The 14,203-nt window shown below is 69.8% G+C and carries 17 protein-coding genes; 12 read left to right on the forward strand and 5 right to left on the reverse strand.

The genetic code is table 11. From position 1 onward, the window contains the following. Positions 1-77 precede the first annotated feature (77 nt). The 7 genes from ACIBVN_RS29680 to ACIBVN_RS29710 all read left to right on the forward strand — a co-directional run bounded on the left by ACIBVN_RS29680 (position 78) and on the right by ACIBVN_RS29710 (position 5,457). Positions 78-779, forward strand: a complete 702-nt coding sequence (locus ACIBVN_RS29680) for a TetR family transcriptional regulator (protein ID WP_397141874.1) — start codon at positions 78-80, stop codon at positions 777-779. Between the two features lie 633 nt (positions 780-1,412). Further along, a complete protein-coding gene (locus tag ACIBVN_RS29685) occupies positions 1,413-1,985 on the forward strand; it encodes an SAM-dependent methyltransferase (RefSeq protein ID WP_397141876.1) in 573 nt (190 codons plus the stop codon). Between the two features lie 18 nt (positions 1,986-2,003). Beyond that, positions 2,004-2,822 (forward strand): SDR family oxidoreductase, encoded by an 819-nt coding sequence (locus ACIBVN_RS29690; protein WP_397141878.1) that lies wholly within the window; start codon positions 2,004-2,006, stop codon positions 2,820-2,822. Positions 2,823-2,835: 13 nt separating this feature from the next. Further along, entirely contained in the window at positions 2,836-3,501 is a 666-nt protein-coding gene (locus ACIBVN_RS29695) for a carboxymuconolactone decarboxylase family protein (protein WP_397141880.1), read from the forward strand. 35 nt (positions 3,502-3,536) lie between these two features. Then, positions 3,537-3,584 carry a hypothetical protein gene (locus ACIBVN_RS29700; RefSeq protein ID WP_397142065.1) on the forward strand — a complete coding sequence of 16 codons (48 nt, stop codon included), beginning with the start codon at positions 3,537-3,539 and terminating at the stop codon, positions 3,582-3,584. Beyond that, positions 3,581-3,994 (forward strand): FAD-dependent monooxygenase, encoded by a 414-nt coding sequence (locus ACIBVN_RS29705; protein WP_397141882.1) that lies wholly within the window; start codon positions 3,581-3,583, stop codon positions 3,992-3,994. Before ACIBVN_RS29700 ends, ACIBVN_RS29705 begins: the two co-directional genes overlap by 4 nt. After that, positions 3,991-5,457: an MDR family MFS transporter gene (locus ACIBVN_RS29710; protein WP_397141884.1), complete on the forward strand. Its 1,467-nt coding sequence runs from the start codon at positions 3,991-3,993 to the stop codon at positions 5,455-5,457. The genes ACIBVN_RS29705 and ACIBVN_RS29710 overlap by 4 nt, the downstream gene beginning before the upstream one ends. On the opposite strand, the gene ACIBVN_RS29715 is transcribed toward ACIBVN_RS29710, so the two are convergent. Continuing rightward, a complete protein-coding gene (locus tag ACIBVN_RS29715; protein WP_397141886.1) occupies positions 5,444-5,590 on the reverse strand; it encodes a hypothetical protein in 147 nt (48 codons plus the stop codon). The two genes, ACIBVN_RS29710 and ACIBVN_RS29715, sit on opposite strands and share 14 nt — an antisense overlap. Before the next feature lie 329 nt (positions 5,591-5,919). Here ACIBVN_RS29715 and ACIBVN_RS29720 point away from each other — a divergent pair, with 329 nt between their 5' ends. Next, positions 5,920-6,897 (forward strand): alpha/beta fold hydrolase, encoded by a 978-nt coding sequence (locus tag ACIBVN_RS29720; protein ID WP_397141888.1) that lies wholly within the window; start codon positions 5,920-5,922, stop codon positions 6,895-6,897. Positions 6,898-6,959: 62 nt separating this feature from the next. Here ACIBVN_RS29720 and ACIBVN_RS29725 read toward each other — a convergent pair whose 3' ends face one another. From ACIBVN_RS29725 to ACIBVN_RS29740, 4 genes are read right to left on the reverse strand one after another with little or no spacing between them, the layout of a single operon-like run. Beyond that, positions 6,960-7,553: a helix-turn-helix domain-containing protein gene (locus tag ACIBVN_RS29725; RefSeq protein ID WP_397141890.1), complete on the reverse strand. Its 594-nt coding sequence runs from the start codon at positions 7,551-7,553 to the stop codon at positions 6,960-6,962. Beyond that, positions 7,550-8,230, reverse strand: a complete 681-nt coding sequence (locus tag ACIBVN_RS29730) for a hypothetical protein (RefSeq protein ID WP_397141892.1) — start codon at positions 8,228-8,230, stop codon at positions 7,550-7,552. Before ACIBVN_RS29730 ends, ACIBVN_RS29725 begins: the two co-directional genes overlap by 4 nt. A 20-nt stretch (positions 8,231-8,250) precedes the next feature. Beyond that, entirely contained in the window at positions 8,251-8,898 is a 648-nt protein-coding gene (locus ACIBVN_RS29735) for a response regulator (protein WP_397141894.1), read from the reverse strand. Positions 8,899-8,902: 4 nt separating this feature from the next. Then, positions 8,903-10,036, reverse strand: a complete 1,134-nt coding sequence (locus tag ACIBVN_RS29740) for a sensor histidine kinase (RefSeq protein ID WP_397141896.1) — start codon at positions 10,034-10,036, stop codon at positions 8,903-8,905. A gap of 159 nt (positions 10,037-10,195) precedes the next feature. On the opposite strand from ACIBVN_RS29740, the gene ACIBVN_RS29745 reads away from it, so the two are divergent. The 4 genes from ACIBVN_RS29745 (at position 10,196) to ACIBVN_RS29760 (ending at position 14,163) form a co-directional block, all read left to right on the forward strand. Continuing rightward, complete coding sequence (locus tag ACIBVN_RS29745; RefSeq protein ID WP_397141898.1) at positions 10,196-10,909, forward strand: ABC transporter ATP-binding protein; 714 nt, start codon at positions 10,196-10,198, stop codon at positions 10,907-10,909. Then, positions 10,906-11,688: a hypothetical protein gene (locus ACIBVN_RS29750; protein ID WP_397141900.1), complete on the forward strand. Its 783-nt coding sequence runs from the start codon at positions 10,906-10,908 to the stop codon at positions 11,686-11,688. Before ACIBVN_RS29745 ends, ACIBVN_RS29750 begins: the two co-directional genes overlap by 4 nt. Positions 11,689-11,978: 290 nt before the next feature. Further along, the gene (locus ACIBVN_RS29755) at positions 11,979-12,527 is read left to right on the forward strand and encodes a hypothetical protein (RefSeq protein ID WP_397141902.1); all 549 of its coding nucleotides are present in this window, start codon (positions 11,979-11,981) and stop codon (positions 12,525-12,527) included. Between the two features lie 319 nt (positions 12,528-12,846). Beyond that, positions 12,847-14,163 (forward strand): RNA-guided endonuclease InsQ/TnpB family protein, encoded by a 1,317-nt coding sequence (locus tag ACIBVN_RS29760; protein ID WP_397141904.1) that lies wholly within the window; start codon positions 12,847-12,849, stop codon positions 14,161-14,163. The last annotated feature ends 40 nt before the right edge of the window (positions 14,164-14,203 follow it).

Consider the following 14,203-nt stretch of genomic DNA (forward strand, 5'->3'; position numbering starts at 1 on the left):
AGATCATCCTCATGGGCAATAGACTGACTATCGGTAAGCACCGTAGCGAAGAATCTGACCAAAGGTAAGTGGAGTCCATGACCTCTCAGCGGATCTTGGAGGCGGCGCGCGCTCTGTTCGCCGCCCGCGGCTACCGCGCCACCTCGATGCAGTCCATCGCCGACGAGGTGGGCATCACCAAGGCCGCCCTCTACTACCACTTCGAGTCCAAGGAGGAGATCCTCCGCCGGCTCACGCTGCCGCTCCTGGACGAGCTTGAGGCGGTCTTGGCCGAGGCCGAGTCTGCCGACGGCGCCGAGGAGGTGCGGTGGCGGGCCATCGAGGGCTACGTCGACGTGCACCTGCGCCACCGCCACACCCTCATCATGCTGGTCAAGGACATGACACTGCTGGTCCAGGCGCCGATCGCCGACCGCTTCCGCGCCGCGATCGCCCTGGCCAACGAGCTGGTGGCCGGTCCCGGCGGCGGGATGGAGCAGCAGGTGCGCGCCTGCCAGGTGGTCGCCGGGCTGGCCGATCCGGTGGTGCTGTTCCGCGACGCACCGGCCGAACAACTCCGCAGCCTGATCCTGGACGGCGCCAGGGCGCTGCTCGGCGAACCGGCCGTACCCCGAGCGCGCGGTCGGGCCAGGGGGCGCAATGGCGGACGACGCGCCATCCTCACCGACGAGCAGGTCGCCCAGGCGCGTTCCCTGTACGCCGAGGGCCGCAGCGGCGAGGAGATAGCCGCCCGTTTCGACGTCTCCCGTGCGACTATCTACCGCCATCTCAAAAACTAAAGATTCTGAGATTTGATTTTGAGAAGGGCTTCTTTGGCCCATGGGCCGTTGGTCGACTTCATGGCTACGACGCTAGCCGGGGCCCTCGGGGATCGCTTGAGCCATCTGACTGATGTTCACCGGTCGACCGGCATGCAGATGCCGATTACCTCCTTCGCCTGAGCCACAGCGACAGTGCCCGGCGACTCCCGCACACCGGTTTCAGCCTGGACGGCGCCGACCGGCGGCAGGACATGGCCCATGCTTGGGCCGAGGCTGTCGAAGGACGATCTCACCGCCGTGCGGCGTCACCCGTGCGGCGCTGAGGGCGACGCTGCTGGTCCAGAGTCCTGTGGGCGAGCCCCTCGATCGCAACGCCCCGAGTCCCTACTTACTTAAGCAGTTCGTGATTCCTGCATCTGGCTTCAGTCACGGTGACTGATGTGGGTCCGGGTCGCGGAGCCGTACGGTCGTGAACACCCAGGCTTGATCAAGGAATCACTCTCATGAACGTCGTCTCGCTGGCGGCGGGTCGGCCGGCCTGATGCTGGGCCTGCTTCTCGCTCGCTCTGGTGTGATCGCCTAGGTCTTCGACAAGACCTGCGCAAGGCGCTCGTCGCCGATGGCATCGAGGCCCTCCCGTGAGGCGGGCTGGTGCCGGAACGCCTGCTGTGTGCAGTACAGAAAGGGCGCGAGTTGCCCGTCGCGGTGATGCAGCGCCGAGAGCATGCGCTGTCCTTGACCCGATTAGTGGAGGAAGACATGGCACGAATCGTCGTGCAGCCGGTGGGAACGGTCGTCGGTGGGCGAGCTGACGCGTTCGACGACGACTGGAACACCGAACAGGCGCTGATCCGTCTCGACGGAACCCGTTTCTGGCCGGAGTCTCTCGCAGGGCTGGACGCCTTCTCTCACCTGGAGGTGGTGTTCCGGTTCCATCTCGTGGACCCGTCCTCCATCAACACCGCCGCCCGTCACCCCCGGGGCAACCTGGAATGGCCCAAGGTCGGCATCTTCGCTCAGCGCGGCAAGAACCGCCCGAACCTGCTGGGCGTCTCCCGCTGCCGGCTGCTTGCCGTGGACGGTCTGGACCTCCATGTCCGCGGCCTGGACGCCATCGACGGCACTCCGGTCCTGGACATCAAGCCTTACATGACCGAGTTCGGCCCACAGGGTGAAACCGTGCAGCCGGCCTGGGCGAGCGAACTGATGCGCGCCTACTACTGACCCGGAAGGGAACCCCGCATGTCGAAGACCGTGCTGGTGACCGGTGCCTCCACTGGAATCGGCCGCGCCACCGCCCTGCTGCTGGCCCGCGAGGGCTACACCGTCTACGCCGGAGTGCGCAAGGAGGCCGACGGCCACGCGCTCGGCCAAACCGTCACCCCGATAATTCTCGACGTCACCGACGCAGGCCAGATCGCCGACGCCGCCGAGCGGGTCGGCCACCTGGACGCCCTGGTCAACAACGCCGGCATCGGCGTCACCGGACCGCTCGAGTTCGTCCCCCTGGACGCGCTGCGCCGGCAGTACGAGGTCAACGTCTTCGGCCAGGTGGCCGTCACCCAGGCCATGCTGCCCAAGCTGCGCGCCTCGCGCGGGCGCGTGGTCACCGTCGGCTCGGTCGGCAGCTGGATCACCCTGCCGTTCGGCGGCCCCTTGTGCTCCTCCAAGCACGCCATCCGCTCGCTCAACGACGCCCTGCGCATGGAGCTCAAGCCGTACGGCGTGGCCGCCGTGCTCATCGAACCCGGCTCCATCCACACCGACGCGGTCGACAAGCTCGAAGACGAGGTCGAGCCCCGCCTTGCCTCCCTCGGCGAGGAAGGACAGCGCCTGTACGGCGCTGCCTACCGCACCATGACCACCGCCAGTCTCAAGGAGGAGCGCTCAGGCTCCAGCCCGGACGTGGTCGCCCGTGCCGTCCTGCACGCCCTCGCCTCGAACAGGCCCCGCTCCCGATATCCGGTGGGCAAGAAGTCTCGGCTGATGAGCACCCTCGGCCGCATCGTCCCGCAGTACACCCTCGACCGCCTGCGCCTTCGCGCGCTCGGCCTGTCCTGAACAGGAGCCCGCCTTGCCCAACCTCGCCGGCGCCGAAGCTCTCGCCGCCCTCGATCCCGTCTTCGCCCAGCTCGCCGTCGGCGCGGGCCACAACCTCTGGGGCCTGCCCCACCTGACCACACGAGAGAAGGCCTTCGTCTGCCTCACCGCCGACCTGTGCCACCCCCACCTCGACCAGCCTCTCGCCATGCATCTGCAGATGGCGCTGGCCCAGGGAGTCGACCCCGAGGCGATCCGCGAGCTCTACCGGCACCTGGCTCCCTACGTGGGCTACCCCATCGTGGTCACCGCCTTCCAACGCCTGACCGAGCTCGGGCTGCCCCCGGCCCAGGACGACAAGCCCGTCGAACCCACCCCGCTGACCGGCCCGCTCGCCCGAGCCGTACGCGCCCTGGAGGACGTGGACCCGGGCCTGGTCACCTTCACCGAGGACCAGCTCGCCCAGCGCTGGGCCCGTCCGCACCTCAGCGTCCGCGAGCGCGCGCTCGTCTGCCTGGTCGTCGACGTCTTCTACCAGACGCTCGGCCCGTCCCTGCGCCTGCACGCGGAGCTGGCCAGGTCGGCCGGTGCCACCGACGAGACCCTGCGCGACCTGCTGCGCGGGGTGGCCGAGTTCGGCATGGCGCGAGTCTGGGCAGCCGCGCAGGCGCTGCTCCCACGGTCTCGGGACTGCGCATGAATGTGGTGATAGCCGGTGGTGGTCCGGCCGGGATGATGCTCGGTCTGCTGCTGGCCCGCGCCGGGATCGAGGTCGCCGTTTGAACCGGCTGGAGCGCTGGTACGCCGAGGGCGTGCTGCTCATCAGCGACGCCGCGCACGCCCTGTCACCGGCCGGCGGCATGGGCATCAACCTCGCCATCCAGGACGCCGTCGCCGCCGGGACGCTCCTGATCGAGCCACTACGCGCCGGCAGGCTCTCCACCGCCGACCTGGCCCGGGTGCAAAAGCGCCGCCGGTGGCCGACCGTGCTGGTCCAGCGCTACCAGCAGATCCTGCACCGGGCGATGTTCGTGCCCGCCTTCTCCGGCAGAGGCGCCCGGGCGCCGCGCCCACTGGTCTTCCTCGCCAGGTACTTCTCGCCGTTCAAGAAGATCCCCTCGAAGCTGCTCGCGTCCGGCCCCCGCCCCGAGCACGCCCCGGCCTACGCCCTACGCGCGGAGCAGAGATCATGACCCCGGCGGCCCAGCCCGCACGCCTGGATCCCGCCCTGCTCAAACTCGCCGGCATCGTGGTGCTGGGCGCGCTGGCCTCGCTGCTGGACACCACGATCCTCAGCGTCGCCATCGACGGCCTCGGGCGGCGCTTCGACACGCCGCTGGCCACAGTGCAGTGGGTGGCCACCGCCTACCTGCTGGCCATGGCCATGGCGATCCCGCTCACCGGCTGGTCGGTGCAGCGGTTCGGCGCCAAAGCGATGTGGATGGCGGCGCTGACGGTCTTCGTCGTCGCATCGGTGCTGTGCGGCCTGGCCTGGTCGATCGAGAGCCTGATCGCCTTCCGGGTGCTGCAAGGGCTGGCGGGCGGCATGATCTTGCCCTTGGCGCAGACGATTCTGGCTCAAGCCGCCGGACCGTCGCGGTTCGGGCGGGTCATGGCGCTGGTGGCGATCCCGGGCCAGCTCGCGCCGATCATCGGGCCGATCCTGGGCGGCGTGCTCATCGACGGCGCCGGCTGGCGCTGGGTGTTCTTCGTCAATGTGCCGGTGGTCGCTCTAGCCTTGCTGCTCGCCTGGCACGGGATGCCGTCCGGCCGGCCGGAGGGCCGTCCGCCGCTGGACGTTCTGGGCCTCGTCCTGCTGTCACCCGGCCTGGCCGCCCTGGTGTACGGCCTCGCGCAGATCGGCGGTGAGGACGGCGCGGACGGCGGCGGCCTCGGCAGCGCCACAGCGACCATCAGCCTGGTGGCCGGGGCGGGCCTGGTCGCGGCCTTCGCCTGGCACGCCCTGCGCACCAGGGCCGCCGCCCTCCTCGATCTCCGGCTCTTCCGCCGCCGCTCGTACGCGCTCGTGGCGACCCTGACGTTCCTGTCCGGAGCCTCGATCTTCGGGCCGATGTTCCTTCTCCCGCTGTACTACCAGCAGGTCCACGGCCTGACCACCATCCAGACCGGGCTCATGCTCGCCCCTCAGGGCGTGGGCACCGCCCTGTCGCTGCTCATCGCCGGACACCTCAACGACCGCATCGGCGCCCGCCCGCTGGTCCTGGTCGGGCTGGCCGTCACCGTCGCGGCCACGATCCCGTTCACCCTGCCCGGCACCGGCGACCTGCTCCAGATCATCGCCCTGCTGGTCCGCGGCGTGGGACTGGGCACGGCGGGCGTGGCGATGATGGCCGGCGCCTACCAGGGGCTGCGTCCCGCCCAGGTTCCCGGCGCGACCGGGCTGACCAGCGTCGTCCAGCGCATCGGCGGCTCATTAGGCACCGCCGTCCTGGCCGTCGTCCTCCAGCGGGTCACCGAGGGCAACTCTGGCGGGTTGGACGGCGCATTCGGCGAAACCTTCTGGTGGACGGTCGGCTTCGCCCTCATCGCCCTCATCCCCGCATGGCTACTGCCCCGATCACGACCGGCCCCGGCCCGCCAGCCAGCCGGACGCGGTCCCGATTCCACCCCATCCGTGGACGTCACAGGGGCGTAGCGGCGAGGACGACCGCAGTATCGAGGTCGAAGGGGCAGCTCTCGATGATGACGCCGTCCTTCACGGTGGAGAGCTCGACTACCTCGGTGACCAGTTCGCGGCCAGTGGGCCCCAGCAGGCGCAGTACCGCCACTGGTCTTGTCCGCCGGCCAACCGGCGGGTCATCAGCTCTGCCCGAGTTACTTGCCCCTTGAAAAGGGCTGGTGAGCCTTGACCAACTGGCTGTCGATGTCAGCGAAGCGCGGGTTTGGGGTGCCGTGCCTTTGATAACCGCCCTCCGCTGGAGGTTGTCGGCGAAGATCCCGGGTCCTACCCAGGTTCGCGCGCCTGAGCGGTGGCGTAGCCGGGTGCGGCGCAGCCCGAACCCACAGCTCGTGAGCCGTGTCACTGACCGTACTTGTCACGGCGGGCGATGTCCGTCCGTCTCGGTGTGTGAAGACCTCGCAGATACGGAGGAAGATCATGGTCAGACTTGATGAGACACCGCCGGCTTCGGCCGAGCGGCTCGCCCGCCGGCGGCGCTGGCCGCGATGGCTGGCGGGCCTGGTCGCGCTGCTGGTGGCCGCGGTCCTGTTCATCGCGTATGTGTGGCAGCCGCCCGCCGTACAGGGTTACCGCTCGCCGTACCTGAGCCGCATCCACTCCCTGTACGCCGACACTCCCGTGGCTCGCTTCCACTACACCAAAACCGGACAAGGCGCACCGGTGGTGCTGATCGCGGGCGGCGCCCAGTGGCAGTACTCCTACCGGGACACCATCCCCGCCCTGGCCAAGAACCACACGGTCTACGCCGTCGACCTGCCGAGCCAGGGCTATACCCGGGCGGCGGAGAACTTCACCTACGCCATCCCCGCCATGGCGGACGCGATCAGAGCCTTCCTGGATGAGGTGAGCTTGACGAAGGCGTCGCTGGTCGGACACTCGTGGGGTGGTACGTGGACCCTCTCCTTCGCCGAGCGCCACCCCGACCGGGTCGACAAGCTCGTGCTCCTGGACTCGCCTGGCCTAAACAAGGAGCCGGCTTCACAGACGGCCGTGTTCGGCGTGCCGGTGGTGGGTGAGGCCGTGGTGAAGCTGATGCGCCGCGCGGATTTCGAGACCAGCCTGCGCTCGGCGTTCACTCACCAGGAACGGGTCACCGCGGAGGCGGTCGACGAGAACTGGGCATGGATGTCCAGGCCCGAACAGCGAGAAGCCTTCGTCGAGCTCGTCCGAAGCCAGGATTACGCCTCCATCGACGCGGGCTTGAGCCGGATCACCGCCAGGACGCTCATTGTCTGGGGAGGGGATGACCAGTGGCTGCCCGCTTCCTACGCCCGCGAGTACGCGGAACGCATCCCTGGCGCGGAGGTGAAGGTGATTCCGGATGCCGGGCACAACGTGCACGAAGACGATCCGGCACAGGTGATCCCCCTCCTCGCCGCGTTCCTCAGCGGCTGAGTCACGCCGGCGATCGATCCAAGTGCTTGACATGACGGCGGAGTGACCACAAAGCGGTCCGGTCAGCCGATGGCCGGCGAGGCGATGACGACGGTGACGTCGGCGGGGGAGTCGCCGGTGCGGTAGAGGTGCGGGGCGTCTCCGGCGAAGGCCAGCAGGTCGCCGGGGCCGAGAAGGCGGGCATCCGTGACGGGGCCCGCGGTGAGCTCGCCCGACGCGACCAGGAGGTGCTCGACCGTGCCGGGCGCGTGGGGGACGCCGTCCACCGCGGTGTCCGGGGGCAGCCGTAGCCGCCACAGCTCCAGGCTGTGCCCGCCGCTGATGCGGCGCAGCAGCTCACGGGTGGGGCCGTCCTCGTTCGCGGCGGTCGCCTGGAGGTGGAACGTGGTGGGGGCGCTCTCCCGCGACAGGAGGTCGGTGAGCGGGATGGCGAGCGCGACCGCGATGGCGTCGAGCGTGTCGATCGTCGGGTTGCCCGCGCCCGCCTCCAGCTGCGACAGCGTGGCCTTGCTCAGGCCGGTCCGCCGGGCCAGCTCGGCCTGGCTCATCCCGCGCTGCTGCCGTCGCCGCTGCACCTGAGCCCCGGCCGCGGCGGCGGCGCTGCTCGCGGCCCGCCGCTCCCGTGCGGTGCCTGAGTCCCGCTCGTCGGGGGTCATGCGCGTGGCCTGTGCGCGGCGTCGTACGAGACGCGGACGCGGCCCTTCTTCACCTTCACCGAGCCGATCGTCACGTGTGCCAGGTCCGCCAGGCTCCGGACGTGGGTGCCGCCGCAGGGCGCGGCGTGCGCGTCTCCCAGCCGTACGATGCGCCGCCCCGCACCGTCGTGGTCCGCGGTGACCGGCAGGTCGTCGGCCACCGCCGCCTCCACGTACTCGGTCAGCCGCGCGGCCGCCTTGTCCCGGTCATCCAGCGCGTCCTGCGGCGTGAACTCGATCCGCGCCTGGCCGGGGAAGTGCACGCTGCCGGCCATCGTCCAGCCCTCGACGCGCCCGGCCGCCTCGACGAGGTGGCCCGCCGTGTGCAGGGCCGCGTGCAGCAGGCGCAGGTCGGCGTCGATCCGGGTGCGGACGGCGTCGCCCACGGCCAGGTCGTCGAAGCCGCCGCGCACCACCACCAGCCCCGTCGCGGGATCCCGGACGGCGGCTGCCTCGCGCTCGCCGGCCCAGCCGCGGTCGGCGGGCTGGCCGCCGCCCTGGGGATGGAAGATGTTGCGCCGCACCGCGACCCACGCCGCGCCGTCGTCGTGCCGCCCCGCCGCCATCACCTCCGTGGTGAGCTCCATGAGGTACGTGTCCTCGAGATACATGGCCACCTGGTCGCTATGTTGAACCATACGTTCATCTTATCGAACGCTCAGAGGAGCCCCGCGTCGCGGACCTTCATCGCGACATGCACCCGGTTGTCGGTCCCCAGCTTGGCGAAGATCCGGGTGACGTTGGCCTTCACGGTCGCCACGCTCACGGACAGGCTCGTCGCGATCTCCGCGTTGGAGCTGCCCCTGGCCAGCTCGATCGCGACCTCCCGCTCACGCTCGGTGAGCCTGGCCAGCTCCCGCTGCGCCGCCGGCCGCTGCGCCGCGTACCTGCCGGTGGCGGCCGCGATCACCTGCTGCGCCACGCTCGGCGACAGCACCGGCTCGCCCCTGGCCACGGTGCGGACAGCCTCGATCATCTTCGGCGGCGGCGTGTCCTTCAGCAGGAAGCCGGCGGCCCCGAGCTGGAGGGCGCGCAGCACCATGTCGTCGGCGTCGAACGTGGTGAGCACCAGGATCCGGGGCGGCGCCGGGCGGCCCAGCAGCAGCTCGATGGTGGTCAGCCCGTCCTGCTGGGGCATCCGGAGGTCCATGAGCACGACGTCGGGCCTGAGGTCGCGGATCACGGTCATGGCCTGCATGCCGTCCCCGGCCTCGCCCACCAGGTCCAGGTCGGGCTCGCCGCCGAGGATGAGGCGCAGCCCGGTGCGCACCATGGGATCGTCGTCCACGATCACGACTTTGATCATGGCCTCAAGCCTCCCACGGCAGCCGGGCGTCGAGGACGAAGCGGCCGCCGTCGACGGAGTGGGTGATCGTGCCGCCCGCCATCCGGGTGCGTTCGGCCAGGCCGACCAGTCCCAGCCGGCCGCCGGGGCCCGCGGGCGCGCCGGACGGGGCGGGGTTGCTCACCCGGATGCGCAGCCCCTCGCCGGGACGCCCGCCCAGCTCGGCCTGTACGCGGCTGCCCGGCGCGTGCTTGCGCGCGTTGGTCAGCGCCTCCTGCACGATCCGGTAGGCGTGCCGCCCGATCTGGGTCGGCAGCAGTTCGCGCCCGTCGATGACGTCGTCCACCTCCACCTGCTGCCCGGCCGCCCGCACCTCCTCGAACAGCGCGTCCAGGTGGGCCAGCGTCGGCTGCGGCGCCTCCATGCCGCCGTCGCGCCGTAGCGTGCCGAGGACGGCGCGCAGCTCGTTCAGTGACTGGTGGGCGTTCTCCTGGATCGCCAGGGCGGTCTCGCGGGTCTGCTCCGCGGACAGGTCCGTACGGTAGGCCAGGCCGCCGGCGAGCATCGCCAGCAGGGAGATCCGGTGCGCGAGGACGTCGTGCATCTCCTGGGCGATCTTCAGCCGTTCCTCCAGTTGGGCCTGCTCGACCCGCTGCCGCTGCGCGGCCTGCTCCGCCTCCCGCTGCACGGCGGCCAGATCCCGGCGCCCGCGCAGGTAGAGGGCCAGGAGTGCCGCCCCGACCAGGGTGCCCACCCCGGCCACCCCGTAGGTGATGGTCATCTGGTCGGTGCCCTTCCACCTGGTCGAGCCGACCACGCACAGCCAGAACGCGAGCCCGACCGGTACCCACTGGCGCCACGTCCGGTTCATGGCCAGGGAGCCGAAGCAGGCCAGGGCGGCGCCGATGGCCGAGAAGGAGTAGACGGTCAGCACGGCGGTCGCCAGCGCGATCGGCCACGGCCACCGGCGCCGCCACCGCATCAGGACCAGCGCGAGCACGCCGAGCGCCACGTCGGTCAGCACGGACTGGACCTCGCCGGGACTCATGGGACGCCAGGGGCGCGCGATCAGCAGCAGGGAGAGGAGCAGCAGGGGCAGCGCGGCGGCCAGGTAACGCAGCGCGATGCCCAGCCTGTCGATGGGAAGTGGGTCGTACACCGTCTCAGCCTAGAGACCGTCCCGGCGGCGCCTTAGCGACCCGGGTCGATCTCCGTACCGTCCGAGGTCTACATCCGGGGCGCTGACGGTAGCCGCGGCGCGCGCATCGCTCGACCCAGGTCCGATGAAGCGGGACCGCGTTTGCGATGGACTGAGGCCGTGATCGAATTTCAGCACGTCAGCAAGGCGTACAAGGGGGTGAAGGCGCTCGACGACGTGTCCTTCACCGTACGGCCGGGCACCATCACCGGGTTTCTCGGGCCCAACGGGGCGGGCAAGTCCACCGCGCTGCGCATCCTGACCGGGCTCTGCCGCCCGACCTCCGGCACGGCGAGCGTGCTCGGGCGGCCGTACACCGAGCTGGACCGTCCTGGGTTCGAGGTGGGCACGGTGCTGGACGCGGGGGCGCAGCACCCGGGCCGCACCGGACGGGAGGTCCTCACCCTGGGCGCGATGCTGCTCGGCCTGCCCAGGTCGCGCGTGGACGAGGTCCTGGAGCTGGTGGGGCTGACCGGCAAGGAGGGCGGCCGGGCCGTGGGCGGCTACTCGCTGGGCATGCGGCAGCGGCTCGGCATCGCCCATGCCCTGCTCGGCCGGCCCCGCGCGCTCATCCTGGACGAGCCGGCCAACGGCCTCGACCCTCAGGGGATCCAGTGGATGCGCGGGCTGCTGCGCGACCTGGCCGGGGCGGGGTGCGCGGTGCTGCTCAGCTCGCACCTGCTGCACGAGGTGGAGCAGGTGGCGGACCGCATCGTGATGATCGGGCGCGGACGGGTGCTCGCGCAGGGCACGGTCGCCGAGCTGAGCGGGGGCCGCGGCCTCGAACAGACCTTCCTCGAACTGACCGCGAACGCCGACCGGAGCGCCTCATGACCAGCACCGCCACCAGGCCCGCCCCGGCGACCGCCGCCGAGGGGCACACGAGCCGTCGTTCCTTCATGACCCTGGTACGGGTCGAGACCCGCAAGCTCTTCGACACCCGCAGCAGCAAGATCCTCACCGCGATCCTGGTGACACTCGGGCTCGGGTCCGTGGCCGCCCGCGGCCTCGTCGCGGGCCCGCACTTCTTCACCCTCGCCGGGACCTCGGCGATCGCGTTCGGCACGCTGCTTCCCGTGCTCGCCATCCTCACCATGACCGGCGAGTGGAGCCACCGCACCGCGCTGACCACGTTCGCGCTCGAACCCAGGCGCGGGCGCGTGCTGGCGGCCAAGTGCCTGCCGCCGCTGGTCGCGGCCGTGCTGGCGGGCCTGCTCGGGCTGCTGGCCGCGGTCCCGGTGACCGCCGCCGTCGCCGCCGCCCAGGGGGTGCCCGCCGACTGGCAGGTCGCCCCGTACACCGTTCTCGGCTGGATCGCCGCGATGGTGATCCTGACCGCCGAGGGGCTGGCGATGGGTGTGCTGCTGCTGAACGCGCCCGCCGCGATCGTGATCTACTTTTCCACTCCCATCCTGTGGAGCGCCGTGGGCCGGCTCGGCCACGTGGGGGAGGTCCTGGCCGGCTGGCTCGACCTCAACAGCACCACCAATCCCTTGATGAACGGCGGCATGACCGGCGGCGAGCTCGCCAGGCTGGCCACGTCGGCGCTGGTCTGGATCGCCATCCCCATGGCCGTAGGCGTTCTGCGCGTCTCCAGGAAGGACATCGGCTGAGGCGCTTTACCCGCGAACGTAGATCTTTGTCCGATTCATGGGGTTTCGTTTGCCTTTGTCCATTACGTGCACATAACGTAGTAAGCGTTACCGGCGAGTGACCTGGACCTTACCTACGCGGAAGGCACCACTCGCCCGGGCTCTGGGATCCGCCTCCCGGGTCCCGCAGCGCTCCACGTAGCGACTGTACGGCTGGATGCCCGGCTACGTGCGTCCACGAGCGTACCTGCCCCCTGTCGTCGAACGAAGGACCTAGTTTACCTATGCGCGCTTGCCTGCGCCCTTTCGCCATGCTCACCGCCTCCGCGCTGACGGCCCTCGCCGTCGGTGCGCCCGCGGCGCACGCTGACGCCGACGCCGGCAGCACCACCCAGAAGGTCATGCTCAAGGGCGCGACCACGGCTTCGTACTTCTGGGACGACTCCTCCGGCCGCGCCGGCGACACCGGCCTGCCCGCCGCCGGAAAGCCCATGCAGAAGGGCTTGGTCGCCAGCCCGAGCTGGCCGCTCATGACCGAGGGCTACGTGATCTACAAGGGCAAGAAGATGCCCTTCTTCGTCGGCGACCGCGGTCCCGGCAACCCCTCCAACCGCGGCGTCATGCTCGACCTGGACGCCAAGACGTTCGCCGAGCTGACCGGCGGCACGTTCAACCCCGACACCCTGGGCGTCGACGGCGTCGGCGGCGAGGGGCACATCAAGGTCGAGTACGTCATCACCAAGTGGGGCGACGGCGTCGGCAAGAAGAACTACCCGGTCGCCTTCTCCACCGGCGCCTGGGCCGAGAACGACGCCAACCCCGTCACCAAGCAGATGTCGGTGAAGCTTCCCGCCAACTGAGCCCCCTCCGCAAAGGGCGCCCCTGACCAGGGGCGCCCTTTGCGTGTGCCGGTATGGTTGCGCACGATCTACCGCCGTGGACTTCACCTCGCTGTCATCCGCATATGTCATGATCCACGGGTTCTCATGGATCTTGGCCGAACTCGAGTTGATGATCTGTTCGCAACGTTTCAGTATGGCATCGGATGAAGACATCCGCCGATATTTCGTGACAAACACTAAATTAGCGGAGAGGTCATAAACGCGGTGATTTCCCGTTCTGATGTTGGGATTTCGGTTTTCATCACGGTGGCATACACCAAACGATAAAGTGAGCCGCGTGGGGCTGGAGAAACGCAACCGTGCTCATGTGGCGCGCCTGGAGTTGGACAAGCGGCAGAGCGCCGTCTTGGACGGTCAGGCGCACGACGCGCGCGTGCTGTGGAACCTGCTGCACGAGTTCTTCACCTTCCGGCAGGGCCGGTTCGCGTCGCTGGCTCAGTGTGATGAGGCGATCCGGGTCGCCCGCAAAGAGATCGACTGGCTGAAGGATCTGCCCGCGCAGGCGGCGCAGGCCGTGCTGAAGACCTACCGGCAGGCGTGGGCGAACTTCTTCAACGCCGACCATCCGGCCGGGCGCCCCATGTTCAAGGGCCGGTTGCGTTCCCGGATGGCCGTGGACGTCCCTCAGGGGCGGGATCTGAACATCACCCGGATCAACCGGCGGTGGGGCGCGGCCAATATTCCCAAACTTGGCCGGGTCCGCTTTCGGTGGACCAAGGATCTGCCCGGCGTCACCCGGGGTGGACCGGACGGGAAGATCACCGGGGCACGGTTGGTGAAGGAGGCCAACGGCTGGCACATCGTGTTCCGCACCCAAGCCATGCAGGCACCCCGCGCCCCGCACCAGGGGCCGCAGACCGCGATTGACCGGGGCATCGCCGTGCCGTTGGCCCTGGCCACCGGGGAGAAGATCTTCCACCGCAACCAGTGGCTGACAGACGGGGAACAGGAGCGCCTGCTGCGTCTGGAGCGCAAAGCCGCCCGCCAGAAACGAGCGGCGAAACCCGGTCAGCCCACCAGCAACCGGCTGAAAAGAACCTACGGCCAGATCGGTCGCCTGCGCGCCAAAGCCAAGCGCCGGGCCATCGCCTGGCAGCACCAGACCACAGCGAAGCTCACCGACCGGTTCTCTGTCATTGTGCTCGAAGACCTCAAGGTCAAGAACATGATGGCCGCCGCCTCCGGCACCATCGAAGCGCCGGGCAGGAACGTCGCCCAAAAACGGGGCCTGAACCGCGCCATCGCCAGCCAGGCGTGGAGGCGCACCGCCGAGTTCCTCACCTACAAGGCCACCGACAAAGGCGGTAAGGTCGTCGTTATCCCGGCACCGGGCACCAGCCAGGAATGCCACACTTGCCACACGATCACCGAGGGCTCCCGCGAGAGTCAGTCCCGGTTCGTGTGCAAGAACACAGCATGCGGGTGGATCGGCAACGCCGACGTCAACGCCGCCCGTACCCAGTTGTATCGGTATAACTCAGCCGCCGGACAGGCGGTCACTGGACGTGGAGGCCCTGCACCACTGGGGCCGGTGAAGCGTCAAGCACCTCATGGCGGGACTGCCCGCACCACCCCGCAAGGGGTGGCCGCGTAACGGCCATGAGAATCCTCCCCATTCATTCATGGGGAGGAGC

Source organism: Nonomuraea sp. NPDC049400 (genome assembly GCF_044466425.1).
GTDB lineage: Bacteria > Actinomycetota > Actinomycetes > Streptosporangiales > Streptosporangiaceae > Nonomuraea.

Bases quoted from the DNA above. Each gene is read 5' to 3' on its own strand.
- ACIBVN_RS29725 (WP_397141890.1), bottom strand. From the start codon at position 7,553: ATGACCCCCGACGAGCGGGACTCAGGCACCGCACGGGAGCGGCGGGCC.
- ACIBVN_RS29730 (WP_397141892.1), bottom strand. From the start codon at position 8,230: ATGGTTCAACATAGCGACCAGGTGGCCATGTATCTCGAGGACACGTAC.
- ACIBVN_RS29755 (WP_397141902.1), top strand. From the start codon at position 11,979: ATGCTCACCGCCTCCGCGCTGACGGCCCTCGCCGTCGGTGCGCCCGCG.
- ACIBVN_RS29710 (WP_397141884.1), top strand. From the start codon at position 3,991: ATGACCCCGGCGGCCCAGCCCGCACGCCTGGATCCCGCCCTGCTCAAA.
- ACIBVN_RS29735 (WP_397141894.1), bottom strand. From the start codon at position 8,898: ATGATCAAAGTCGTGATCGTGGACGACGATCCCATGGTGCGCACCGGG.
- ACIBVN_RS29750 (WP_397141900.1), top strand. From the start codon at position 10,906: ATGACCAGCACCGCCACCAGGCCCGCCCCGGCGACCGCCGCCGAGGGG.
- ACIBVN_RS29720 (WP_397141888.1), top strand. From the start codon at position 5,920: ATGGTCAGACTTGATGAGACACCGCCGGCTTCGGCCGAGCGGCTCGCC.
- ACIBVN_RS29690 (WP_397141878.1), top strand. From the start codon at position 2,004: ATGTCGAAGACCGTGCTGGTGACCGGTGCCTCCACTGGAATCGGCCGC.
- ACIBVN_RS29680 (WP_397141874.1), top strand. From the start codon at position 78: ATGACCTCTCAGCGGATCTTGGAGGCGGCGCGCGCTCTGTTCGCCGCC.